We start from the raw sequence: 23,070 nt of genomic DNA, 5'->3' as shown, positions 1-23,070 counted from the left end.
GTTGTATGGGTACCAGAAAAAGGCAATACTGAAATCAGAAATTTCATATTGTCTAGGTATGCACCTTTTGTCGCCTCGCGGGAACAAGGACGGCACATGACCGAACACAGCCCCACCGTCAAGCGGAGACAGCTCTCCATGGCTCTGCTCGACCTCCGCAAGGCGCGCGGACTTACCGCCGCCGAGGTCACCAAACGCCTCGACTGGACGCCAAGCAAGCTCACCCGCATCGAGCGCAACGACTGGAAGCTCCCGAACCCGCGAGACATCCGCGACCTACTCGACACCTACAACGTGACCGACGAGGACGAGCGTGCGGCGCTCATCGACCTCGCCAAACAGGCACGCCAACGAGGATGGTGGGCCGACTACAAGGACGTGTTCCGCGGCCGGCTACCCGCGTTTGAGGCTGGGGCGGTGGCCTTACGCACCTACGACCCCAACATTCCAGGGCTGTGCCAGACGCCGGACTACATGCGGGCAGTCTTCCGTGCCGGATTCGGCCTCGATGAGGCCACCATTGAACGTCACGTTGAGGCGCGGCTGGCAAGACAGGAAATCCTGGAGAGAAGGAACCCTCCCCAGCTGATGACTGTGATCGACGAGGCCGCCCTGCACCGTCTCATCGGCGGCCACGAGGTCCGGCTCGCCCAGTTGGAGCACCTCATCAAGATGGGTGAGCGACCAAACGTCACCATTCAGGTGCTGCCCTTCAGCGCGGGCGCGCATCCGGCGATGGCTGGCGGCTTCGTGATCCTGGACTTCGAGGACACGGCATCCCCATCGCTGGTCTACACAGAGACCCCCACCGACGATCTCTACCGGGAAAAGCCTCCGGACCTCCATCGGTATACCGTAATTTTCAGCACGGTGCAGGCGCTGGCGCTGTCCACAGAAGAGTCGGCGCAGCGCATGCAGTCCATGGTCAGAGATCTACAGCAGAGGTAGGCGAAGCGTGGAACGAAGCACCACAACACAGCCTCTCATGTGGCGGAAGAGCACCTTCTCCGCCCAAGGCGACAACTGTGTCGAGGGGGCACCCCTGCCCGATGGCGGCTGGGCTGTCCGAGACACCAAGGATCCGGGCGGCCCGGAGCTGTCCTTCGGCGCTGGTGAATGGCGAGCCTTCATCGGCAAGGTGAAGGCTGGACACTTCGACCAGTAGCCAGCCCCAGTAACGCGTCAGGCCCCGCTCTCCCTTCCGGGGGGAGGGCGGGGCCTTCTCGTGTGAAACGAAGCTCTTCGAGCCTAGCTATCGATCGCTGCGACGCGCGAGAGCAAGCGGCTGCTCGGTCATGCCGGTTTTGGATGGATCGTCCCCGCCCAGGTGAGGCTCTCGCCGTACTACGGCGACGGCGCGGCCCGACAGCCCGGCGAGGGATGTTTCCGCGCCGCCGCCTGTCCGATTGATACCATATTTTCGTAAGAATCCTGGTCTCGTATCGAGTGTGCAGTGCAGTCCGTTGCAGGATTCACAGGTTCAGCCGAGTCCTGGCCGTTAGAGTCAGGACGAAAGGGTGTCGAACGAAGATCGATCTACAACCATCTGATTCGGTAACTTCTCGCTTTACGCAGAAGATCGCGGACGTGCATCTATGCAGGTAGACCATGGCGCAAGCGACTCAATGACTACGGATCAGAAGGTTGGGGTTTCGAGTACCTCCGGCCGCACAGCAGCAAGAAGGCCCCTGAACAGGCATTATGCCCTCAGGGGCCTTCTTGGTTTCAAGATCGTCTGAGCTGCTTGCTAACACCCTTGCTAACACAGGTCGGATCCACGCGCGGCAAGCCCACGCTTTCCCTGTTCGGCTCATACCTGTTGGGATGAGCCGATGGCCGGGTGAGAACCACTCTGGGGCTCGGCGGTGCGCCAAGCTCGCCGGAAGGCTGAGAGTGATCAGGCTGGATGGAAGTGGAGGTGTTGGTCGGCTCCGCTGTGACTGTCACCTGTCCTGCTCAGTCGCAGCGAATATTCAGATGCTGGCACATGGGAAGATCCGTAATATTCACGGTGTGTCATTCACGTATACGAACAGTAAGCAGACGGCGAAGCGGGCCCGCGTGCTAGGAGCTCTGATCGCTGACGAAGGCGACAAGCTCGGCTCGCCTGGCAACATCGAAGTTTTTACCGAGCACCAGCACTTGTTCTACACGATGTTCGGCTGGTGGAGGTTCATTAACCGTTCAGCGCGAGCCTTCTGGCAGCTTACCGACGAGGGAGATTTCTCCGTCGAGGCGGCCCCTCTAGTGCGCAACATCCTCGACCACACCTATTCCATGATGTGGCTACACGAGGCTGGCCAGGAGGGGCTCGTAGCTATGGGCGCCGCCATGCAAGCGAGCCGCACGAAAATGATTAACAACCTCAAAAATGCAGGCTGGAAAGCAGTTGAGGAACTCGATTTCGACGCGCTCCCTGTCAGCGATGCGCCCATAGAGGGTGACACGAACTATCCGCAGCACAAGAAGCTGGTCGATGAATTTACTACGTTCGAGAAGCTTCTGGCCGCCCACGGCCAGGAAAGTCAATACCCTGTTTATCGGTATTTGTCCAATTATAGTCACGCGACCACTCACACGGCAGAGGCTTACCTTGAGGAGCAGGTTGGTGGAGAGGTCTGGTTGAGGGATACGGCAAAGCATGCAGGGTACGCCGATGTCATCTCGACCACGGTCTTGTTGATCCAAGCGGGACACATCATCAGCATGATGATCAAAAGTGACCCTCTGCGACGCGTATTGGAGAAGGCGGCCAACGACCTCGCGGGTCTTAGTCCTGAGCTTCTACACTTCCCTCGTAAAGTACGGGAGCCCAAGAGGCGAGGTAAAAACAAGGGGACCTCATAATTCAGATGCTGGTATAACGGCTTATCGGCGACAAGTTCTGACGGTGGGTCTCGTCATGGAAGGTTTGCGTTCGGTATCCACTAAATCGCAGATACAAGCCCGTCAATCTTCCGCGCCGTCATCCTCAATCAAAACGCGTCTAAGGCTCTTGTTGAGCCGTGAATACCTGGCCAATAGTGCAGCGTCGTTTCTTCTGGTGTGTTCCTCATGCGCTAAGGCCACTGAGCTGGTCGTGGTGATAATTGCGTACATATAGGAAAGCCCGCAACCAAAGAAACTTGGGAGCGGGCCTTCTTGCTTTCTAAATCATTTCGATCGCCTGTCGACATTTTACGTATAGCCCATTATGTTCCAACCGTCTTGGCGAAGATCTCGGCGGCGGAAGCTTCTGCTGCCGAGATCACATGGGCGTATACGCGGAGCGTGATGGAGGGGTCGGCATGCCCGAGCCGGGCGGCGACGACGTGGACGGGGACGCCCGCCAGGAGCAGAGTCGTGGCGTGGATGTGTCGAAGGTCGTGGAGCCGGGCGTGTGGGAGCGGATGCTTGGGCTTGGGTCCCTTCGACGGGTCGTTGTAGCGGCGGATCATGGTTGCGGTGAGCGAGCTGACCGTGTCGGGATGGATGGGTTCACCCCAGCCGGTCGTGAACACGTGGTCGCTCGTTCCCTTCCACTCCTGTCCGGTCGCCAGCTTGTCGGCGGCCTGCCTGCTTCGCTGTGCCTTCAGGACCTTGACCGTTCCGTCGTCGAGACTGACGATGCGCTTCCGGCCGCTCTTGGTGGTTCCCTCAATGCGTTCGCCGTCGATGAAGGCGACAGAGCCGGTGATGGTGATCTGCTTGCCGTCGAGGTCGACGTCTGACCAACGCAGGTTGAGCAACTCCCCGCGCCGGGCACCCGTGTAGGCAGCCACGTGGAAGAAGGCGGACAGCCGATGCGCGGACATGATCTGTAGGAAGGTCTTGAGCTGGTCGGTAGTCCACACCGTGCCGGGTTCCTGGACCTCCCGCCGAGGGCGCTTGGCCCGCTCGACAGGGTTGGAGGAAAGGACCTGGTCGACTTCAACCGCGTCCCGGAACGCCTTGCGGAGGACCGCGTGCACGTAGTCGATCGTCCGAGCCGAGAGCTTGCGACCGTTCTTGCCGCCGCCGGCCATCAGGTCCCGATAGAGCTTCGTGATTGTGGCGGGACGGACGGCCTGAAGCTTCTGGCGCCCGATATGGGGCTTGACGTAGCGGGTGATGATGTCGCGGTAGTCCTTGAGCGTCTTGGGCTTGATCTCGACCGCGTGTCCCTCGATCCACTCGTCGAGATACTCGCCCACGGTGATCGCGTTCCGGTCGACGTACTCACCGCGGCGAGCCTTCACCCGAGCCTCATCGCGAGCGGCCTTGGCATCATCTTCGGTCTTGAAGCCACTCACCCATTTGGGCTTGCTCTCGCCGGTCTCCGGATCCTTGACGCGGACCACGTATGACCAGGTGGTTCCGCGCTTCATGACGCCGTCGCGGAGCTTGGGTGTGCTCTTCTTGTTCGGCTTGTCAGGGGTGCCGACGAGGGTCTTGGTCATGCCGCACGCTCCGCCGAGGTCAGGTGGGTGATGTAGTCCTGTAGGGCCGAGACCGGGACCCGCCGGGATCCGTCGATCCGGATCGAGGCGACCGCGCCGGAGGCGATCAGCTGATAGAGCTTGCTCCGGGAGACCGCCAGGGCAGCCGCGGCTTCGGGAACGGTGAGAAGGAGCCGGGTCATGAGCCACCCCCGGAGAGCGCGGGCAGACGGTTTCCGGTGAGGGCGCTTACCAAAAGGGCGTCACCGGCTGAGAAGCCCTGTCCGGCGTACTCCCAGTGCGAGACGACGAGCACGGTGTCTTCGTCGAAGAGCGGAAGCCGTCCGGTGGTGATCGCCTCACCGCGCATGTAGTCGGTGCGTTCCTGGCGGATGTCGCCGAGGGTGGTGGAGTAGCGGCGGCTCTTGGTGGAGAAGTGGCCGCGGAAGCCCAGCATGTTCGCCCATTTGATGAGCCGAAGTTCGGTCAGTTCGTCGAGGGCGCCCAGGCGCAGGCACTCGGCGATGAGCCGCCGGGCGTGGTCCCGGATCGGCAGGGCGCTCAGGTCGTCGAGGGGGTTGATGCGCCGGTCCAGGGTGCCGACGCATTCGGCGGCTTTGGTGGCATATTTGGCGATATAGGCGGCTACGGCCTGCTCGGTGAGGTCACCGGTCACGGTGATCTCGCGAACGTCGAGTTGAGCACCCCACTGGAAGGCCCGCGCGGGTTCGCCAGGTACCGCAGGGACGGTGACCGCTACAGCCGAGGCGGCGTGCTGTACGGCGTCGGTCATCAGGTTGGCCGTCGCCCAGGCCGGTGGAGTCGTAGCCGGCCCCTCAGGTCCGTCGACGCGGATGACCGCGTGGAAGTGGACGACGCCGCGCCGCTGGTACTCGGCGACCTTGGCGAAGGAGATCACGGCCTGTTCCCGTAGTTCCCGCTGGGTCAGTCCGGCGTTCTTGGCGAGGCGTCGGCGAAGAGCTTCGGTGAAGCGCCGCCACAACTCCGGGGACATCGCGTTGAACAGCACGCTTCCCGCGTAGTCGTAGCAGTCCGGGCACAGCGGTTCACCGAGGCACTGTTCGTCGGCTCCGTGCCGAGCAGTGCAGGACATGACGCGCCCGTGCGGGCAGGTGGCCGCATCGCGTCGCGCGTGACAGGGCAGGATCTTGCCGTTCTTCTCATGGCGGGTGTGGACGGTGCCGAAGGAGGGAGCGGTCAGGGTGACGAACAGGCAGGGGTGCGCCGTGACCGTCTCCGGGACACCCTTGCCGCCGACGAGGCCCGCGCGGATGAGTTGGTAGGTGTCGGCCCGGTAGGTCTCGGCGCAGGCCGGGCAGCGCGAGGCGCGCCGGGTCTTGCAGGGGACGCGAAGGATGCCGTCCGGTTCGGTCGCCGTGCTGTAGCTGTGCAGCCGGTTGCCGGTGGCGGGGTCGAGGTGGTGGACGTGGCCGCGCAGATGGATGGGCTGTCGGCAGCCGCCGGTCCGGCGGATCTGGGAGGCCCAGCGGGCGTATTGGGGGTCGTGGAGCCGGGTGATCATCCCGGCTACCGCGTGGGTGCTTGGCATGATGGGTGCGTCCCTTCCGGGCTTTCGAGGTTCGGTGCGGGATGGCCCCCGACGTGACGGACGTCTTGGCGGATGTGTGGTCACGCCGGGGGCGCCGAGGACTCTCAGGTGAAGCCGAGGCCCTCGCAGTGCTCGCAGGTCTGGCCGTGGCTGTCGACGCCGGTCCCGCCGCAGCAGCACAGCCAGCGCTTGGGGACGATGTCGACGAGCGGGGAGTCTGAGGTGTCAGTCACGTGATCCACCTGCTTCCGGTGCGCTTGGGCGCGGTATCGAGGAACACACGCCAGGTGTGGGGCCGCTGTAGCGGCAGAACCGGGGAGACCGAGCCGATCGGGAGGATCGTTCGGATCTTGTTGACGGAGTGGACGATTTCGGCGTAGGTGCCGTCGATGCGGATGCGCATGGGGGTCTCTTTTCTGGTCAGGCGGTACGGGACGAGGGGACGGGGTCGGGGGTGATGCACCCCTCATAGGAGGTGTTGGCCCGGTGGCGAGCCCGAGCGGCGGCGAAGATGCCCACAGCCGTGTACTCGACCGGCCCGAAGGTGCGACAGGCCCGGTAGTGGGCGTGCTCGGAGTCGCCGGGGTCGATCTCGGTGCCGAGGAGAGCGGCGATGGCGTCGATCTCGGCGCGGATGTCGAGGTCGGTCCCTTCGGCGAAGTAGGTGAGTCCGGCGAACGAGGGAACGGGGACGGTGCGGTTGGCCTCCAGGAAGGTGGCCAGTTCGCGCAGTCCCTTGATGAGAGCGGCGCGGGCAGTGGTGTCGGGCATGGGATTCTCCTTCGTGTTCAGGCGGGGGTGGGGCTGTCGCGCAGGTTGCGCAGCAGGTCGGAGGCGAGCTGACTGGACACCCCGAGGCGGGTGCGCAGGGCATCGCGGGTGATGGGTCTGCCGTGCCGGGCGTGGTGTTCGTCGGCGACGCGGCGCGCGTAGTCGAGGAGCTCACTCGTTGGCCCGAGGCCGTTGCCGGTGCCGTTCTGGCCGTTCCCGGCGCCGTTCTGGGTCGGTACGGCGGAAGCGGGCGACGGGGAGAGCGCGGCAGGTTCGGCCGGGGGGTGCGGTACGGCGTCCGGAACGGGAACGGGTACCGGGGACGGTTCAGGACGAGGGGCGGAGGAGCGGCGCTCCAGCATGGAGACCGCGATCAGGAACGCCCCCGCTGGGGTCGCGGCGGTGATCCACCCCCAGGCCGATGGGTGGGCTTGGGCGAGGTTCGCGGCCAGCGACAGAGCGATCCCGCCGACGAGGACGAGGGTCGGCCAGGAGATCCAGCCCTGTCGCATGCGTCCGTTCTTCTTGTCGCGCTGTCGTTCCCGCGCGGCCATGACACAGGTGAGATCGACGCAGACGGCCACGGCCCAGGCCATCCACCCGGACTGTCCGTGTTCGGTGGCGGTGTCGCGGATGTGGGTGAAGCTGCCGGCCCCGGCAATCAGGGCGAGGATCAGCACCGGTGCGGAGTCGGCCAGCCGTACGGCCAGACGAGGCGCGGTCACGGTCACGGCGGTTCTCCCTTCCAGATCCGGAGGTCAGGCGATGAGTTCGGGAATCTCGTCGACGCCGGGCAGTTCGTGACCGAGACCGGAGGCGGCGACCTGGTTCCACGACGGAGCCATCTCGGCGTAGGCGTCCGCGGCCTGCTCTGCGGCGGTGGTGGAGACGTAGCCGGACCGCGCCCGGTACCACCGGCCGTCAGAACCGGTGATCACAGCCACCCCAGGCAGTTCCGGCGCGATGGACCGAGCGGCAACCAGCGCGTCGGGGTCGAGGTCGCCGAGCGTCATCACGGCGGTTTCGGGATCGTTGACCCGATGACAGACGCGTCCGCCGATCTGGGCACGCAGCGCGGTCACGCCGGGACCGAGGTCGGAGCCGATCCTTTGGCCGGACAGGATCAGGTGGATGCCGAACGCGCGGCCGAGCTGGGCGATGCGCAGCAGCGCGGTAGCGGTCCGGGTGACCTGATCCTTCTCGGCCTTGTCAGCGGTCAGATACAACTCGGCGAGCTCATCGACCAGGACTACAACCGGGATCGGACGGGAGCTGTCGGGCAGTTGCCAGATGTCGCGGACCCCGTAGCGGCGACAGGCCAGCATCCGGGCACCCATCACCGCGATCAGGTCACCGAGCAGGTCGAGGCACTCGGCGCGACTGGTGGCCAGCGCGGTCAGCCGAGCGGCGTAGGCCGACAGCTCCACACCGCCTTTGAGGTCGAAGCCGACCAGGGCGACCGGTTGCGGAGCCAGGCCGACGATGAGCGCGTTGATCAGGTTGGACTTGCCCGACTGAGTGGCGCCCGCGTTCATCCAGTGCGGAATCAGCCGCAGGTCCATCCGCCAGGCCGCGCCGGTCTCCAGCACCCCGACGATGGGGCGGAGCAGGTCATCGGCCCGCCAGCCGTCGCGCGGTTCAGCCGGAGGGGAGGCGGGGGCGACGTGGGTTAGAGGGTCCTGGGTGATGCCCTGGAGAGTGACGCGGCCAGGCCGGGAGCCGACGACGCGAACGGCCTCGATGCGCCAGGCGTGCGCGAGCCGTTCACAGACTTTGGCGTAGTCGTCGGGCACCTGGCCGTCGAGGAGGTGGAAGGTGATGCGGAAGCCGTGCCGTACGGGCCGGGGCAGGCCCATCCACGGTTTGGTGTCGACGGCGACCCGCTGGAAGCGCCGCTTGACCTGGACGACGCCGGTCGAGGCGACCAGGCCGGGGACGGTGGTGAACCACCAGCGGTGCCGCTTCTTGGTGAGCCCGCAGCCGGAGGCGACGTGCCGCCAGGACCAGCGCAGCCAGAGGGCTTTACGGGGGAAGACCAGGGCGTACCAGTAGGAGGCCGGAGCCCAGCGCCGCCAGGCCAGCAGCACGAGCACGACGGCGAGGACCTTGAACAGGGGGTGGTCGAGGGTGATCACAGGTCCGCCCCCATTCCGGTGGAGGTGGACAGGGAGGCGCCGACGGGGCGGAAGGAGGTGGCCCGGTAGGCGATGCCCCAGCGTCCGCCCTGCTCCCACACGTAGCCGACCAGGTCGACCGGGACGACCTCCTCACCGGGGGTGATCTGCGGTTCCGGGGTGGTGCTGATCTTGACCAGCTCCATCCGGCCAAGGTCGTCTTCGAACAGGAAGGTGAGTTCGTACATGACGTTGCCGTCCTTGTCGCGCTTGATCTCGCCGGTGTCCTTGCTGACGAGGCGGGGCTTGGCGGCCTTGACGCAGGTGATCTGGAGCTTGGTGACGTCGACGGGGATGGGGATGGCGCGCATGATCGTTCCTTTGCTAGGTGGAATGCTTGGAAGACATAGAACACTTGGAGTTCTAAGTTGTCAATGAGTTCTTTGGCGCCTTGGTTGGTTTCTCTGAGGGGGTGTGCTGAACTGGATACGCGTGCTGCGCGCATTGCGCGCAATGCGCGCCAAGTGCGTCACAAGGAACAACACGAAGCGAGACGAGTGCGATGGTGGAGAAGACCGGCCAGCCGGCCTACTTGCAGATCGTCGATGAGCTGCGCGGCCAGATCCGTACCGGCTCACTCGCCCCCGGTACGGCGCTGCCCTCCATCGCCCAGTTGGGCGAGCGCTTCGACGTCTCCGCCAGCGTGGTCAAGGCCGCGATCAGCGTGCTCCGCACCGAGGGACTCGTGATCGGCCAGCAGGGCAAAGGCGTGTTCGTCCGCCAGCCCTCCGCCGAGACCTCCAGACCCGAGGCGGTGGACGTGAACGCCGAGATCCTGGACCAGCTTGCCCAGACGCGCCAGAGCCTCAAGGAGCTGGGGGATCGACTCGCCGCTCTGGAGGCGGCAGTCTTCGCAGAGCCGAAGTGATCTCACCGATCCGGCATGCCAACTCGTCCAGCTCCGACCGAATCGCGGTCAATTCCCAGATGATCCGCTGCGGGTCGACGTTCATCGGTTCCTCCTTTGCTCTGCGGTGCGGTTCGCCTTTCGCGATGGCTTAAGTTCACCGTGAGCTGGGGGTTTCCGGTATCACGCCGATCTAGTTAAGCTTCTTCAGTTCCGCTCAACGCCATTTACACATGCGTTTTCACATGCACGACCGCACACCGCGCCACCTCCCCGAAGCGTGAAGGCGAAAGCATGCAACTGAAGACGGCCCAGCGACCCGGCTGGAACCCCTCCCGCCTGCGGGAACACCGCGACGCCCACGGCCTCACCCTGGAAGCCGCAGGCGAACGTCTACGCCAGGCAGCCGCCAGTCACGGTCTGAGCGTTCCGGCCGCCAACTTCCAAACGCTCTGGAGTCACGAGCAAGGAACCGTGTTCCCAGGCCCGCATTACCGGCGTGCTTACTGCCTGCTTTATCAGGCCACCGAACCCGAACTAGGGTTTCGTCCCGCCCTGCCCGGTGAATCACAGAAAGCGGAAATTGTGATTTCCGATTTGCCTGCACCCGCTGATCCCGCCGCCGACAACGCCGCCGCCTTGGTCATCGAGGAGACGTTCACCAAGGTCTCCGTCGGTGGCATCGAGTCCAGCGACTCCCCGCCGGGACTTCTCCGTAGCCGCGTGGTCGACGCCTGGCGCAGGCGACACGGCGGAGGTAGCCCCCGCCCCATCCTCGCCCTGGTCGGCGGATATGCCGGATCCGGCAAGACGGAGTTCTCCCGCTTCCTGTCCGACGTCACCGGGTGGGCGTTCCTGGACAAGGACTCCCTGACCCGATGCATCGTCGAGCGGCTGCTCGTCTCTCTTGGTGGCGACCCCAACGACCGCCACACTGACCTGTACCTCAAGGAGGTCCGGCCGCTGGAGTACCGATGCCTGATGGAGACCGCGTGGGACAACCTCAACGTCGGCACCTCGGCCATCCTGGCGGCCCCGTTCATCGCCGAACTCAAAGATGAGGCGTGGTTTGCCCGTCTGGAGAATCGGTGCGCCGCCAAGGGGATCGACGTCGCGGCGATCTGGGTCCGCTGCGACCCCGAGTCGATGCGCGAGTACATCGAGTTCCGCGGCGCCGCCCGCGACGCCTGGAAGCTGAACAACTGGGAGCAATACGCCGCAAGCCTGAACGTCGAGGTCAGCCCGCCCACCGCACACGTCACCATCGACAACCGGCTTGGTGCCGCAATCAGCCTTGCCGACCAGACCCGCGAAGCCCTCAAGCGGATCCTCACATGAGCCCACAGGGAATCGTCATCTACGGCCCGCCCGCCAGCGGCAAGGACACCATCACCGCCGCCCTCACCCACCTGGATCCGCGGTTCACGTTGCTGCCCAAGCTCAAGGTCGGTACCGGCCGAGCCGACGGGTACGAGTTTGTCAGCGCCGAGCACCTGGACAAGCTCCGGGACGCCGGCCGCCTGGTCGCCGAGACCCACCGCTACGGCAACATCTACGCCATCGACCGCCAGACGATCGAAGACCGGCACGCCGCCGGCTACGTCCCCGTCGTACACATGGGTAATGTCAATGATCTGCGGCAACTCGTCGGCAAGGTTCCCGACGGGTGGTTCCGTGTGCTGCTGTGGATCCCGCGTGAGGTCACCGAGCAGCGATCCCAGTCCCGCGGTGACGTCGACACCGCCAAGCGCCTTGCCGCGTGGGACGAGACGCTCGCCGACCTGGAGACCAACACCGACGCCGGGTTCTTTCATCTGCGCATCCACACCGACCGTCTCGGAGCCGACGCGGCAGCACGCGAGATCATGAGTGCCTACGACCGTCTGCGGGAGGCTGGATGCCCCCAGGCGGAGTGCCGTCATTGAGCCGGGCCGCCACCTCGTCGGGGATCAGGTCGAGCCGCCACCAGATGCCGCAGTCACGGCAGCGCGCACCGTCGGGAAGCGGAAGCTCGTAAGTCCACTCGACCCGAGTGTGCCCGCACTCGGCGCCGATCCCGTAGCTCCGCGCGCAGCTCTCCGCCGTGACAGACGACTCATCCACGGTCACGATGATCGGAGCCTCCCCAGGACCGCGCCCGCAGTACGGGCACGCTGGCGGTGGAGATCCTGCCTGTAGGTGTTCCTCGATGCGCCGTTGCCCAGCGATGAGACGGACCAGTTCATCCAGGCTGTGCGCCACGAGGTAGCGGGTGAGCCCGGCAAGAACCTCATGGCGCTCTAACGGTCGCTCAAGGGTCCGGCGCGCGTAGAGGACGCCTGATGCACCGGTTTCCGCGTACCACCCATCGAGCAACGGGCCATAGGTCACCGGAGTCGACGTGTGCGCCGAGAGCAGCCAATCGGACATTGGTTCCCTTCCTGTCACCGACACCATCAGCAGGCCCATCCGGTGAGGATCGCTGTCCACAGGCGCTCCCCTTCGGCGGTCAACAGCCACTCGGTCTCTCGCATGGTGATCTTCTTGCCCTCGCCCCGACGTCGGCGGATGAACGCCACCCCGCCCGCCGTGCAGAACTCATAGGTGAGTGGCTCGCACTCGCAGGTGTGCTCACGCACCCGGACCCGATCGAAGCGCGGCACCCTGGGACGCCAGTGCAGCACCTCGTGACCGTCGCGCAGCGGAGCCACGTGGATCCCGTGGTAGTACGCCGCCAGGTGGCCCAAGGTGCTCACGACTCGCTTTCTTCTCCGTGTCGTCCGGCGAAGGTCCTTGACTTGGTGGGCATCGGCGAGCAGAACCCGGAACCATGTCCCTCGGCGCCCTCCAGCACCGAGGAACGGACCGATACGGGGAAGCCGGTCCCGAGCTTGTAGGCCCACCGCTCTCCGATGCCCACGGCTGCATCATAGGCAGGCAATACCGTGGTACACCATAGAACACAGCAGTATGTTCCGCTGAGGTACCCTCCACCGCGGGTTCCTACCGTGTACTCATGACCGAGTTGCGGGACGATCTGCCCAGGTGGCGCCAGGTGCGAGACATCATCGTCCAGCGCATCGAAGCCGGCCAGTACAAGGCGGGCCAGCGAATTCCCTCGGTCGTCGACCTCACCCAAGAGTTCGGCATCGCCACCCAGACCGCCCAAAAGGTCATGAACGCCCTGCGCAAGGACCGATGGATCCGCACCGAGCGCGGCATGGGCAGCTTCGTCACCACCGCCGAGGAACGCACCACGGCACCCGACGAGGCACCCGAGTAGCCACTACGGCCTCAAGATCATCGGAGTCTGCTCACTTCGGATGAGAACTTTCTCTACGTCTTTAAAGGCGATCCGCCTACGGCGTCTCGCCGCGCGTCGGGCGGTCGCTGGCCCGGCTGCGGCTCTTCGGCCGGTCCGGGCCAGCGCCGCCCACGCGCTAATATCCGCTATGAAAATCCTATTCCTTACGCTTTTCTCCGATCTGCACTAGTTTATAGTGTGCTATCTGCACAGGACGGCCGCGTTAACGCCACATCGTAAGTCATGGTTCGACAATCCCATCGTCTGAGGAAACAGGAGAGCCTGACTCGTCTTTTGTTTTTACTTGAATCGCATCAATAAAGAGTGGTTCTTGGTCTCCGGCATCTGTTTGTCGTCTTGCTTCGGTGTACGGGGGAACGATAGGTGGCAGCTTGGGGCGTTTTCCTCCCAAGAGTTCCTCAATTGAGAGAATTTGAATTCTTGAGTACCTATTTCTAACCCAATCGCTATAGCTGCCCGAGGTATTTGCGGCGTCACGCATGCCTTTAGTGCTCTGGTGAAGAGTAATTAAAATGCCGATCTCTGCATCTTTTGTTTTAGATACGACCCCTTCTAGGTCGCGGACCATGGAAGGGCTGAGGTTCTTCCCACCTTTTATCGAAACGATTGCTTTGGCTCGCGACTTCTTTCCGGTCGCAAAGACCACCACACCATCGCTGCCCTTGTCAGCAACCTGCTTTTGATTAGGTGTCCCCTTAACAAGGGACACAGCCCATCGTTCGAAATCAAATGGCGATCGGGAAAATAGTGCATGAGCTCCGGCTAGGTCGGCCGGAACGCCTAGAACTTCGTATGTAGAGTCAATCTCATCACCGTGGGTTTGCCGAAGCCGGTTCCTGATGAGGTCGACAGCTAGATAAGTAATGTCAATCCCGATCCAGCGATACCCTAGATTGATCGCTGCATCCAGAGTGGTGCCGCATCCGCAGAAAGGATCGAGAACGATTCCACCAGGAGGGCACGAGGACCGGATAATTCTCCTTAAAAGTCCTACAGGCTTTTGCGTTGGGTAACCTAATCGTTCGGGAGCTGTAGGACCAAGGTATGCAACATCTTCGTCAATGGCATGATTTGTTCCCGCTAAACAACCAGATGTTCCTGGCTGATACGCCCATATGTCTCCCAATGGGTTTCCGTCTTCCGGATTTAAGTAGCGTACAGGTGTGGGCCATGCTGCTCCCGGAATTATCTCAATAAGGCCAGCCCGATAGGCTTTCTCAAGTTTCTCTAGAGTGCCTAAACTTGCAAAGCTTTCCGGCATCTGATTCTCGATGAACTTAGGAATTGCCCAATGTCGATTCTTTGCGGTTGGGTCGAAACCTCGCCACGAAAAACCAGACTCCCCAGCCCTAATCCCAGGACCAGTCAATACGTTTCCTCCACTCGTAAATTTCCAGCGGCCATCGGATTGAAGGCGATACCGTTTTTCTACATGATCTTTGGTGTAAGGCGTTCGGATTGTCTTAAAATAGTATGAATCACTCTTTGTGTAAAAAAGAATCACATCATGCAGTGGGCCGAAGCTGGACCGTGGGGAGTGTGCCCCAGTGCGCCTCCAAATAATCTCATTTCTAAAGTTTTTGGCACCAAATATCATGTCGAGAACTATTTTTAGATAGTGGCTTGCGGTAGGGTCGCAATGAATATATAAGGAGCCGGTCTTCTTTAATGCTTTGTGGAGTTCAAATAGGCGGGGTGTCATGTTGACGAGATAAGCCATCAAGTTGGTTTCCCCTACGATTTTTAACAACGACTCAAGCATGTCTGACAGTAGAGGAGGGAGGCCGCCTCCGTTAACTAGATGTTCATAGATATCTCCGGTTTCATTTGTCCACTTCCAGGTGTCATCGAAGGCTTGTATTTGAGCTTGAGCATCACCAACTCTGTCGAAGACAACATTATAGATTCTGTTGCTATTAAATGGGGGGTCCAAATATATAAGATCGATGCTTTCAGGGGTGATTGCTCCGGAGCGGAGCACTTCGAGATTGTCACCGTAGAAAAGCTTATTCTCGCTCACTCATTCCTCGATCTGCGCTTGTCGGATGGTTCGACCGAAGTGGTCCTAACTAACTCATCTTGGAATCCCTTCGTGTTGTTACAAAAATTTGGCTTCTGCATCACTTTCGACAGCTGAACTTGAGTTTTCGTCCTACAGTGGCTCGTTATCGAGCAACTCGACCCTAATTTCGGTTGTCCGAAACCAGAGATTATTTCCAGAAAAATCCTCATAATGGGCATGGAAGGTTATTGTTGGTGCGCTGCAAGTGAGCGAGATTTTGTGGACCGAGTGACGTTCGCGTGGTTCTGATTGAAATCCTGGGCGAGGATGCTAAATGGCTACCTCATCTCGAATAGCTCTCGCCAAGGTTTGTTACCTGCCCTCTAAATAACGCGGAGAGCTGCCAGCGATTTTCTTCCTATTCCCTACTGATCAGACGGTTACGAAATCTGCCGCGTGGCTTCCGTTCCTCGGGCCTGACGGCCCTGCGGTACGGGTCCACTTGCCATCGAATAGCCTCATTCCTCGCCATAGAAATTTTCAGAGGCCGGGCATGTTCGCAGTGAGGTGTCAGCCGTGCAACGACTTGCGCTTTTCGACCTGGACAACACGCTCGTTAACTTGGACGAAGCGTTCCAGGTATGGACTAGGGAGTTCGCCAAGGAACACGATTTAGGCCGTCGAGCGGTTGATTGGCTGATCGCTCTCGATCGAGCCGGCTACCCGCACCGTGAGGTCTTCTTCACCAAGGTCCGCGATCACTTTGCCCTGCCTGAGCCGGTCGACGAGCTGTGGAGTCGCTACCGTCAGCGCATGCCGCACCTTGTTCACTGTCGACCCGAGGTGATGGATGGGCTGTCTCGACTCCGCGCGTCGGGGTGGAAGGTGGCGATTGTTACCAACGGCACCGCGGACAACCAACTCGGTAAGATTCAGCGGACGGGACTAGCTAAAGCCGTCGACGCCTACGCGCTATCAGGAGCCGAAGGCGTCCGAAAGCCTGACGTCGGTCTGTTCGAGGTCGCGGCCCAGCGTTGCGGTGTGACCCTCGAAGGCAGGGGATGGATGGTCGGCGACCACCTCGTTGCCGACATCGGCGGGGGACAGGCAGCCGGACTGCGTACGATCTGGATCGACCGAGGCACTTGGGTTGGCCACGATCACAGCGCGGATCATGTCGTCACTGACGTGCTTCAGGCCATGGAGATTCTGCAAGCGGAGCAGTAGCCGGCCCAGGTTTCCGGACAGCGCGAACAGTGATCTTGCTAACGCAGATGCTAACAACGGTCCTGGACGACCCTGGACGCGCCTGGACTCCCGGACCTTGTCGACCCCGTCCGATCAGGCACGCAAGACAGCGATGGACGGTTCTGGACGTTCTCGAACTGGCTACGGATCAGAAGGTTGGGGTTTCGAGTACCTCCGGCCGCACAGCAGGTCAAAGGCCCTCCGGGATGATCCCGGAGGGCCTTTTTCGTACCCGTACAGCAGCGAAATACAGCAACGGGGTTTGACGGCCGCCACTGATCGAGTGTCCTGGGTCTGCTCCGCGTGAGAGGCGTCCGCCGCAGGGGAGGGTGAAGCACGTGACCGGGATCCGTGTCCTCTCGTTCGCGGCTTGGCAAGGAGGCCACTACGTCGGCCTGGCGGAGGTCCTCGCTTCCCTCGGTACCTTGATCGAGGGGCATCGCTGGCGATTGATCATCGACTGGCTCGTCTCTCCGGAGATCGAAGCGATCACCGAGGCCAGGGCGAACTCACTGGTGACCACGAGTCGTCTCATCGACCTGTTCAGCGGGGAAGGCCAGCTCATCGATGGGGAGCTGGTGGGCTATGCCGACAGTTCGTCGGAACCGCAGGTGAGGATCCGGGCGTTCGACAGCGGTCATTGGGATGTGCAGACAGGCGGCCCTGAGCTGTTGGAGAAGATCATCGTGCTCTATCCCGACGCTCACGAACTTCCCGAGTGGTGAGTCCGCGAGACTCACGACGAAAGCCTCCCCGGAGCATCCTGGAAGGCTTTCTTCGGTCGGTCCGTGTGGACCTACTGAAGTTGAAGCTCGGGAATTAGATCATCAATGGTGATTCATGACCGTTGGATGACCTCGCGTTCGGTGTGCCGGAGTTACGAGGTATCCGGAGGGCGGTGGATTGACCGCCAAAGACAGAGTGCGACGTGAGGCGGTGCGCCTGCGGGCGGCGGAGGTGTTCGCGCAGGGAACGTCGCAGGCCGAGGTGGCCCGGCAACTGCGGGTCTCGCCGATGTCGGCCAGCCGCTGTAAATAGGGATGCTGAGTGCCCCGTAGGGAGCCGTTCTCGGGTGCGGGAACATAGTGTCGGGTCGATTCTTTATGTCAGAACGGTTTTCCTATTTTTATGCACTTAGCAGTATTCTGTCGCCAATCTAGTCTCACGAGCATCTCTAGTAGTGCGCGATTGCGAAGTATGTCGTCGTGGACATTGACGGTTCTACTGGCTGGCCTCATCGTCAGAAATGACCGGGCGAGGTGGCCGCCTATGGTACAGGGCCGCTGCGCCGGAGACAGGTTCGCCAACCCCTTCGGAGAACCGAGTTATGGCGGTATACGTGCCGATCATGAAAGGTCGCTCGCCCAACTTGCAGGCGCTGGAAAATGCGAGCGACCTGGTCAGGCGTAACATCCGTCCAATTGTCGAGGTCGTACCACGAGACGGCGACGGCGATATCAAAACCACTGTGAAGAGAATTGCAAAACAGATAAAAACATATGGCCTGCACGATCTGGTTCTTGCGTTTGATGCGGCACCTCTGGCAGTACGTTTCGGGGGGTCAGCCCCGATGGAGGCTCTGAATCTCCTTGACGCAGAACTTGGAGCTTTTAACTTCTCCTTTCGGCCTGTCGTCTATCCCGAAGACGATCCGCGTAGTCTCGAAGGAGTGAGACACATAGTGGGAGCCCATCACATAGGCGTATGTCTTCGCGTGAATGAGCCCTATGTGTATAACCTCAGCGATTCGCGCATTCTCCTTGAGCAGCTCGATGCCCTGGGGCTACCTGTTGAGCGGGCCGACGTCGTGCTTGACTGTGGATTCATCCAGGACGTTCGTGACACGGTCGCCCGTCTATCTGGGCCTGTGCGGCATCTGCAGGACCATCCTTGGTGCTCAGTGACCATCGCGGCCGGCTCGTTCCCGGCGCCCGATTTCTTCGCTAACACTCCGCGCCAGAGAGTTATGTCAATCCCTAGGCTAGAGGCGGAGCTGTGGACTCACATCTGTCAGCGCTGGCCTGGAATCCACTATGGTGACTATGGAGTCGATCACCCCGGCCCGCCGTCGGAGGGATTGCGCCCCGATCCCAACCTCCGCTACACCGTGGCCGAGAAGTGGCGTTTCTATCGACAGCCGAAGGATCCAAGCGGCAGACACCATTCGTTTTACCGTCTCTGTCGGGATCTGCTGAAATCCCGTGACTGGCCGCTCGAAGGCCCCACCTTCTCCTGGGGAGACCAGCGGATCGACTTAGCCGCACGCGAGGACATCGGTCCGGGATCTGGTGCCCAGTGGAAGGCGTACTCGATGTCCCACCATCTGGCGGTCATTGTGGCTTTACTGGAGCCTGCGTATGTGACGCAGAGTGCCGCTGCCAACTCGAATGTCCGATAGCTGCGGTGGCATGCAGGCGTGATATCGGAACGCGAGGGCACAGTTACCGCCCACTTCTGATGACACCGATCGTCAGCAGGGCCACGAACCGGCCGTGGGGATCGGATCCCATCCGCCTTCTCACGTGGGTCATCGGTCACCCGTCCATGCCCGGAACATCGGAAGCATTGCCGGTCGCCGACAAGTTTCGGTGATTTGCTGAGGACGCCGTCAGTGCCCTCGGCTCAGACGAGGTGTTCGTCCTGCGGGGGAAGCTCAGAAACAGGATCACGCGGAGATCAACTCACACGCCATTCCGCTGGACGTTACCAAGGGCCGTCGGCAACAGACCGGGACGTCGGCCATGAGCGCGTCTTCCTACCACCAGAACGGGAGGTTGCATCGGCGGTCCTGTACGTCGTCGTGAACCGTACGCAGCCATGGCTCGCGAACCTCCGGCAGTCGTGCCAGCGCGTGGAGGAACATTTCCCGGTCGAGCCGGAACGGGCTGCGAGGCGGCGGTGGTGGTGGGTCATCGCAGTAGACGCCGTCGGGTAGCCCGCCCGATGCGGGGTGGAGCCGCCGATTTCGGCTGAAGGCCATGTACGCCCACACATCGGCAGCCAGTGGCACCGCCGCCTTCGTGCCGGTCGACCATGTCTCTCCAGTCTGCGGGTGCCGTGGAACCAAGGCGATGTCCGTGACCGTGGCGGGCAGTCCCGGCCCGGCCAGGGCCAGGCTCCTCGTCGGCGGCCCGGCCGGGAGCAGGGCGTCGAGCGCCGGACGGAACGCGTCGGCGACAGGGCCGTCGGGAACCACGACCCGCGCACCGCCCGACGCGGCCAGTAGGTGGGCCAGCGCCACCGAGACCGCCGCCTCCCACACCGGGCTCCATGCCCCGATCGGATCAACCGGCGGTCTGTCCGGCTGCTCTCGCAGTTCCTCCCAGCTGAGCACTCGGTGAGCGGACGCGTCGACGTTGAGGGAACGTACGGCGCGTGGGTCCAGCCACACCACCTGCCAGTGCCCGCAGTCGTCGATGAGGGTGGCCACGGCACGACCGCACTGCGCGCACGCCAGGTTGGGGCCGTTCCTGCTGTCCAGACCACAGCAGCGGCCGTCGCATCGCTCCGGAATCAGAACGGTCCCGCGGACGTCGCCCAGTGCGACCGCGACCGCTCCCGGCGGCCCGTACGACAGGGCGAAGACCGGCGCGTACACACCGCGCGCCTCTGCCTCCTCCGCGCCGATCTCCTCCCACCGCCGCCACGGCGGTCCGAAGGGTTCCGGATCCACCGCGTAGGTCCCAGGCTCCATGAGAACAGGAAGGAGTTCGTGGCCGTACTTCCGATGGGCGTGGGCGGGGAGCGCGACCTGCGACACGGGCAAGGTCAGCGAGGCGTCACAGCCCGCACACGTGAACACGATCATGCGCCCTCCCATGTCACGGTGCTCGGATCATCTTGGCTCAGAGCCGGTCTTGGGGGAATCGCTCGACGCCGATTCGGCGAAAGGCCACGCCGCACCTCACGAGGGATGAGGAATGCCGTACAGCAGCCGATACAGCAACACCGCCTTACACGAGTGGTGATCGAGTGGCCATGTCGCAGCGTGGAGAGGAGCGCTGTACAGCAGCCCCGTACAGCAACACCGCCTCACACGACCACACGCCACCGACCCGTATCTACCGTCTGACCAGGACGTAAGGCCACCAACCTGGGACGTGCCGTTGACTCGTAATGAAGGGGTCTTGTGGTTTTGCGATGACTGCTCAGCAGGCCAGTGCCCATGACGTTGCGGGGATGGTTTTCGGCCTCGTATGGACGTGCCGGTGGCTAGAGCCGCTCAGGTGATGCCTCAAAGGCGTCTGCGATGGGGACAGCTGTGAGCGCACCAGCCAGTTGAGACAGTGAGGAGACGACGACTGAGCCGCCGATACCATCGATACCACCGATGCCGGCGAGATGCTTGCGGTTGCCGTATTTGCCGACCACGCCGATCGCCTGGATGCCGGCCTTTGACGCCGCGTACATTCCCTCAATGGACTGGCTGACCACCGTGCACTCGGATGGGTTCGCGCCCAGTGCTTTCACCACCTGCCGTGCGAGGGCCAGGCCGATCGGCTCCTTCGACGAAGGCCGGTGCTCCTCGCGTCCGATGACCGGTCCCACCAGGTGCCGTAGGTCGTGTGTCTCAAGGTAGGTCTCCATGGCGGCGGAGCAGGTGTCCCCCACCACGGCGACGCGTCTGCCGCCGGCCTGGCAGGCCTGCAGCGCCTCGCGTGCTCCCGGGGTGGGTACGGCCGTCAGAGCCGCTGCCATCTCGGCGTCCCGGACGATTTCCTCGGCTTCGGTGCCGTAGGCCCGGCTGACGTGGTGGGCGTATCTCAGCATCCGCAGCGGGTCGGCCTCGATGGAGGTAAAGAGCGACATCCTGTGCCCTTGGGCGAAGAGCCGGTCACGAATCCTTTCGGCGATCGCCTCGGTGTCCACGCCGGCGAAGAGGTCACAGATCGTGCCGTCGAAGGCTAACAGCGCGGCGCGGGTCCGTCCCAGGACGAGGGCGACATGGGGGCGTACCCTCGTGCTCGTCAACCGGAATCCTCCTACTTATGGCATCGTGGCCGATCCTATGCGGTGCCGTACAGCCCGAGGCGCGTTCGGCGGGTGTATGCAGCGACACCGCCTTACATGATCACATGTCGCCGGTCCGTGGCAGCCACCGGATCGGGAAGGCTCCTCGGACGAGGCGCTTGCTTGCCCTTCGGGTCAGCTGCTCAGGTGTCGTATAAGCCGTCCCAGGGTTCGTAGAAGCCGAGGTTGTCCGGGTAGAGCTCGGCATGCTCGGTGCCTTCGAAGGTCTCGATGACGAGGCCGAACAGCACGCCGTTGAATTCTCGCCGGAAGGGGCGGATGGCGATGTTGCCGAAGCGAAGGCCGGGGAGCATGGCGAGCCACTGCTTCAACCGCTCTTGCGCGGCGTTGATGGCCGTTCGGTGGTGGTCGTCGGTTCCGGCGCGCTCGATGCGGGAGTCGAGGTGGTGGCCGGCGGCGTCGAAGGTGTGCAGGACAGCGTGCCAACGCTGGTGCGCGGGCCAGTCATCGGTGATGGTGCAGCCGTCGGGGAAGGCGGCGATGACGGAGCCGAGGAATTGCCCGCCCTCCCAGAGGCCGATGGTGTCGGTGCGGTAGTCGGGTTCGTAGCTGATGGGGATGATCTCGGGGACTGCCATGCGCGGGAGAGTAGCGATCGGGTCCGACAACGCTCCTTTGCGATGCGCTTGATCCTGCTAACGAAAGTGCTAACACCGTCCCTGGACGCGGGTGGACATCTATGGAAGGCGATCAAGTGTGAGGCGTCTCTGAGCAGCCTTTTCTGACACCTGTGGACGTCGGTGGACGTTCTCAAACTGGCTACGGATCAGAAGGTTGGGGTTTCGAGTACCTCCGGCCGCACACATGCAAGAAGGCCTCTGAACAGGCGTTACGCCATCAGGGGTCTTTTTCGTTGTGTCGCTCAGCCGGTCTCTTCGGTGTCTGTGGGAGCCAACTTGGGAGCCAAAGACGTGGGCCTGCTCAGCAGAGCCCCGGAGATCGCCGCCGACGCCGCCCGCTTGTCCCCCTCCGTCAGATGCCCGTAGACATCCTTGGTGATCTCGATGCTGGCGTGTCCGAGGACGTCGGAGACGACGTGCAGCGGTGTGCCCTGGGCGAGCATGAGCGAGGCCCCGGAGTGCCTCAGCTCGTGCGGGTGCCAGTGACCGAGGCCGGCCTTCTGCGTCAATTTCGAGAATAGGTGAGAGAAGGTGTCGGGGTCGGACAGGTTGCCGAGCATCAAGCGGCGGCGCGCCGCGCCGCCGTACCCCCGGCCCTCCGCCCGCCGCCGTCCGGGCGGGCGGCCTGGGGGCCGGTCCCGGACGGCGGCGGGACACCGGGCCGGGCACCGCACGCCTGCCGCGCCGTACTGACCGATCGCTCCGGGCGGGGTTGCCGCGCCGCCATACAGATGCAGCCCTTACGATCGCCACGGCGTGGCCGGCCGCCGTACGTGCTTGGGGCGATCGACGATCCAGGGTTCGTGCCTCACCTTGGCTCACCGAGCAGCGTGGGTGATCGCCGAGCTTGACCCCTGGACTGGCTGATTGCAGGATGGTGAACAATGGGCAGGAGGCGCTACGTCGCCAGAGGCGTTCCCGGCGGCTACCGGATCTGGGACAACAAGGTGCGTCGCTGGTGGGGCGACCTCTATGAGTTATGCCCCGATGACATGCTTACCGAATTGAACGGCGCCCGTGACTACGGCAGGATCACGGTTCTCCTCAAGCGTTATCGAGCCATGAAGCGGTAGGCGGTGTTCCACTCCAGGTGGAGGTTCTGCCCG

At 62.8% G+C, this 23,070-nt stretch carries 26 protein-coding genes; 10 read left to right on the top strand and 16 right to left on the bottom strand.

Annotated features, from left to right (window positions below):
- Positions 1 to 96: 96 nt before the first annotated feature.
- From ACVCAG_RS29565 to ACVCAG_RS29555, 3 genes are all read left to right on the top strand, one after another.
- Positions 97 to 948 (top strand): helix-turn-helix domain-containing protein, encoded by an 852-nt coding sequence (locus ACVCAG_RS29565; RefSeq protein ID WP_447190699.1) that lies wholly within the window; start codon positions 97 to 99, stop codon positions 946 to 948.
- Between the two features lie 37 nt (positions 949 to 985).
- Positions 986 to 1,165, top strand: a complete 180-nt coding sequence (locus tag ACVCAG_RS29560; protein WP_447190871.1) for a DUF397 domain-containing protein — start codon at positions 986 to 988, stop codon at positions 1,163 to 1,165.
- 848 nt (positions 1,166 to 2,013) lie between these two features.
- A complete protein-coding gene (locus ACVCAG_RS29555) occupies positions 2,014 to 2,847 on the top strand; it encodes a DUF5677 domain-containing protein (RefSeq protein WP_447190698.1) in 834 nt (277 codons plus the stop codon).
- Between the two features lie 344 nt (positions 2,848 to 3,191).
- Here ACVCAG_RS29555 and ACVCAG_RS29550 read toward each other — a convergent pair whose 3' ends face one another.
- The 9 genes from ACVCAG_RS29550 to ACVCAG_RS29510 all read right to left on the bottom strand — a co-directional run bounded on the left by ACVCAG_RS29550 (position 3,192) and on the right by ACVCAG_RS29510 (position 9,223).
- Positions 3,192 to 4,418 carry a tyrosine-type recombinase/integrase gene (locus ACVCAG_RS29550; RefSeq protein ID WP_447190697.1) on the bottom strand — a complete coding sequence of 409 codons (1,227 nt, stop codon included), beginning with the start codon at positions 4,416 to 4,418 and terminating at the stop codon, positions 3,192 to 3,194.
- Positions 4,415 to 4,600 carry a helix-turn-helix domain-containing protein gene (locus tag ACVCAG_RS29545; protein WP_386198911.1) on the bottom strand — a complete coding sequence of 62 codons (186 nt, stop codon included), beginning with the start codon at positions 4,598 to 4,600 and terminating at the stop codon, positions 4,415 to 4,417. The genes ACVCAG_RS29550 and ACVCAG_RS29545 overlap by 4 nt, the downstream gene beginning before the upstream one ends.
- Positions 4,597 to 5,967 (bottom strand): replication initiator, encoded by a 1,371-nt coding sequence (locus ACVCAG_RS29540; RefSeq protein ID WP_447190696.1) that lies wholly within the window; start codon positions 5,965 to 5,967, stop codon positions 4,597 to 4,599. The genes ACVCAG_RS29545 and ACVCAG_RS29540 overlap by 4 nt, the downstream gene beginning before the upstream one ends.
- A 104-nt stretch (positions 5,968 to 6,071) precedes the next feature.
- Positions 6,072 to 6,200, bottom strand: coding sequence for a hypothetical protein (locus ACVCAG_RS29535; RefSeq protein WP_447190695.1), 129 nt, complete (start codon positions 6,198 to 6,200; stop codon positions 6,072 to 6,074).
- Positions 6,197 to 6,370 carry a hypothetical protein gene (locus ACVCAG_RS29530; protein ID WP_343961252.1) on the bottom strand — a complete coding sequence of 58 codons (174 nt, stop codon included), beginning with the start codon at positions 6,368 to 6,370 and terminating at the stop codon, positions 6,197 to 6,199. The genes ACVCAG_RS29535 and ACVCAG_RS29530 overlap by 4 nt, the downstream gene beginning before the upstream one ends.
- A 17-nt stretch (positions 6,371 to 6,387) precedes the next feature.
- Complete coding sequence (locus tag ACVCAG_RS29525) at positions 6,388 to 6,738, bottom strand: hypothetical protein (protein WP_447190694.1); 351 nt, start codon at positions 6,736 to 6,738, stop codon at positions 6,388 to 6,390.
- Positions 6,739 to 6,755: 17 nt separating this feature from the next.
- Positions 6,756 to 7,469: a DUF2637 domain-containing protein gene (locus tag ACVCAG_RS29520; protein WP_447190693.1), complete on the bottom strand. Its 714-nt coding sequence runs from the start codon at positions 7,467 to 7,469 to the stop codon at positions 6,756 to 6,758.
- 27 nt (positions 7,470 to 7,496) lie between these two features.
- A complete protein-coding gene (locus ACVCAG_RS29515) occupies positions 7,497 to 8,873 on the bottom strand; it encodes an FtsK/SpoIIIE domain-containing protein (protein WP_447190692.1) in 1,377 nt (458 codons plus the stop codon).
- Complete coding sequence (locus ACVCAG_RS29510; protein ID WP_447190691.1) at positions 8,870 to 9,223, bottom strand: SCO3933 family regulatory protein; 354 nt, start codon at positions 9,221 to 9,223, stop codon at positions 8,870 to 8,872. Before ACVCAG_RS29510 ends, ACVCAG_RS29515 begins: the two co-directional genes overlap by 4 nt.
- Before the next feature lie 191 nt (positions 9,224 to 9,414).
- On the opposite strand from ACVCAG_RS29510, the gene ACVCAG_RS29505 reads away from it, so the two are divergent.
- The 3 genes from ACVCAG_RS29505 to ACVCAG_RS29495 all read left to right on the top strand — a co-directional run bounded on the left by ACVCAG_RS29505 (position 9,415) and on the right by ACVCAG_RS29495 (position 11,684).
- Positions 9,415 to 9,780, top strand: coding sequence for a winged helix-turn-helix domain-containing protein (locus ACVCAG_RS29505; RefSeq protein ID WP_447190690.1), 366 nt, complete (start codon positions 9,415 to 9,417; stop codon positions 9,778 to 9,780).
- Positions 9,781 to 10,053: 273 nt separating this feature from the next.
- Positions 10,054 to 11,097, top strand: a complete 1,044-nt coding sequence (locus ACVCAG_RS29500; RefSeq protein WP_447190689.1) for an AAA family ATPase — start codon at positions 10,054 to 10,056, stop codon at positions 11,095 to 11,097.
- Positions 11,094 to 11,684: a guanylate kinase gene (locus tag ACVCAG_RS29495; RefSeq protein ID WP_447190688.1), complete on the top strand. Its 591-nt coding sequence runs from the start codon at positions 11,094 to 11,096 to the stop codon at positions 11,682 to 11,684. Before ACVCAG_RS29500 ends, ACVCAG_RS29495 begins: the two co-directional genes overlap by 4 nt.
- A 510-nt stretch (positions 11,685 to 12,194) precedes the next feature.
- Here ACVCAG_RS29495 and ACVCAG_RS29490 read toward each other — a convergent pair.
- On the bottom strand, positions 12,195 to 12,494 hold the full coding sequence (locus tag ACVCAG_RS29490) for a hypothetical protein (protein WP_447190687.1): 300 nt from the start codon (positions 12,492 to 12,494) through the stop codon (positions 12,195 to 12,197).
- Positions 12,491 to 12,658 carry a hypothetical protein gene (locus tag ACVCAG_RS29485; protein ID WP_447190686.1) on the bottom strand — a complete coding sequence of 56 codons (168 nt, stop codon included), beginning with the start codon at positions 12,656 to 12,658 and terminating at the stop codon, positions 12,491 to 12,493. Before ACVCAG_RS29485 ends, ACVCAG_RS29490 begins: the two co-directional genes overlap by 4 nt.
- A 96-nt stretch (positions 12,659 to 12,754) precedes the next feature.
- Between ACVCAG_RS29485 and ACVCAG_RS29480 the strand changes: the two genes are divergently transcribed.
- Entirely contained in the window at positions 12,755 to 13,021 is a 267-nt protein-coding gene (locus tag ACVCAG_RS29480) for a GntR family transcriptional regulator (RefSeq protein ID WP_447190685.1), read from the top strand.
- 262 nt (positions 13,022 to 13,283) lie between these two features.
- Here the strand turns inward: ACVCAG_RS29480 and ACVCAG_RS29475 are convergent, their stop codons facing one another.
- Positions 13,284 to 15,083: a DNA methyltransferase gene (locus ACVCAG_RS29475; RefSeq protein WP_447190684.1), complete on the bottom strand. Its 1,800-nt coding sequence runs from the start codon at positions 15,081 to 15,083 to the stop codon at positions 13,284 to 13,286.
- Between the two features lie 558 nt (positions 15,084 to 15,641).
- Here ACVCAG_RS29475 and ACVCAG_RS29470 point away from each other — a divergent pair.
- From ACVCAG_RS29470 to ACVCAG_RS29460, 3 genes are all read left to right on the top strand, one after another.
- Positions 15,642 to 16,292 carry an HAD family hydrolase gene (locus ACVCAG_RS29470; protein WP_447190683.1) on the top strand — a complete coding sequence of 217 codons (651 nt, stop codon included), beginning with the start codon at positions 15,642 to 15,644 and terminating at the stop codon, positions 16,290 to 16,292.
- Positions 16,293 to 16,651: 359 nt separating this feature from the next.
- Positions 16,652 to 17,038, top strand: a complete 387-nt coding sequence (locus ACVCAG_RS29465; protein WP_440089382.1) for a hypothetical protein — start codon at positions 16,652 to 16,654, stop codon at positions 17,036 to 17,038.
- Positions 17,039 to 17,640: 602 nt separating this feature from the next.
- Positions 17,641 to 18,711 carry a beta family protein gene (locus ACVCAG_RS29460; RefSeq protein ID WP_447190682.1) on the top strand — a complete coding sequence of 357 codons (1,071 nt, stop codon included), beginning with the start codon at positions 17,641 to 17,643 and terminating at the stop codon, positions 18,709 to 18,711.
- Positions 18,712 to 19,068: 357 nt separating this feature from the next.
- Here the strand turns inward: ACVCAG_RS29460 and ACVCAG_RS29455 are convergent, their stop codons facing one another.
- The 4 genes from ACVCAG_RS29455 to ACVCAG_RS29440 form a co-directional block, all read right to left on the bottom strand.
- On the bottom strand, positions 19,069 to 20,121 hold the full coding sequence (locus tag ACVCAG_RS29455; protein WP_440089380.1) for a hypothetical protein: 1,053 nt from the start codon (positions 20,119 to 20,121) through the stop codon (positions 19,069 to 19,071).
- 404 nt (positions 20,122 to 20,525) lie between these two features.
- A complete protein-coding gene (locus ACVCAG_RS29450; RefSeq protein WP_440089379.1) occupies positions 20,526 to 21,284 on the bottom strand; it encodes an HAD hydrolase-like protein in 759 nt (252 codons plus the stop codon).
- 182 nt (positions 21,285 to 21,466) lie between these two features.
- Positions 21,467 to 21,922, bottom strand: a complete 456-nt coding sequence (locus tag ACVCAG_RS29445) for a hypothetical protein (protein WP_440089377.1) — start codon at positions 21,920 to 21,922, stop codon at positions 21,467 to 21,469.
- Between the two features lie 284 nt (positions 21,923 to 22,206).
- The gene (locus ACVCAG_RS29440) at positions 22,207 to 22,524 is read right to left on the bottom strand and encodes a tyrosine-type recombinase/integrase (protein WP_440089375.1); all 318 of its coding nucleotides are present in this window, start codon (positions 22,522 to 22,524) and stop codon (positions 22,207 to 22,209) included.
- Between the last annotated feature and the right edge of the window lie 546 nt (positions 22,525 to 23,070).

The sequence above is a fragment of the Streptosporangium sp. G12 genome, from assembly GCF_052983175.1.
Note: the sequence above shows the minus strand (reverse complement) of the source record. Positions and strands in the feature narration are given on the sequence as shown.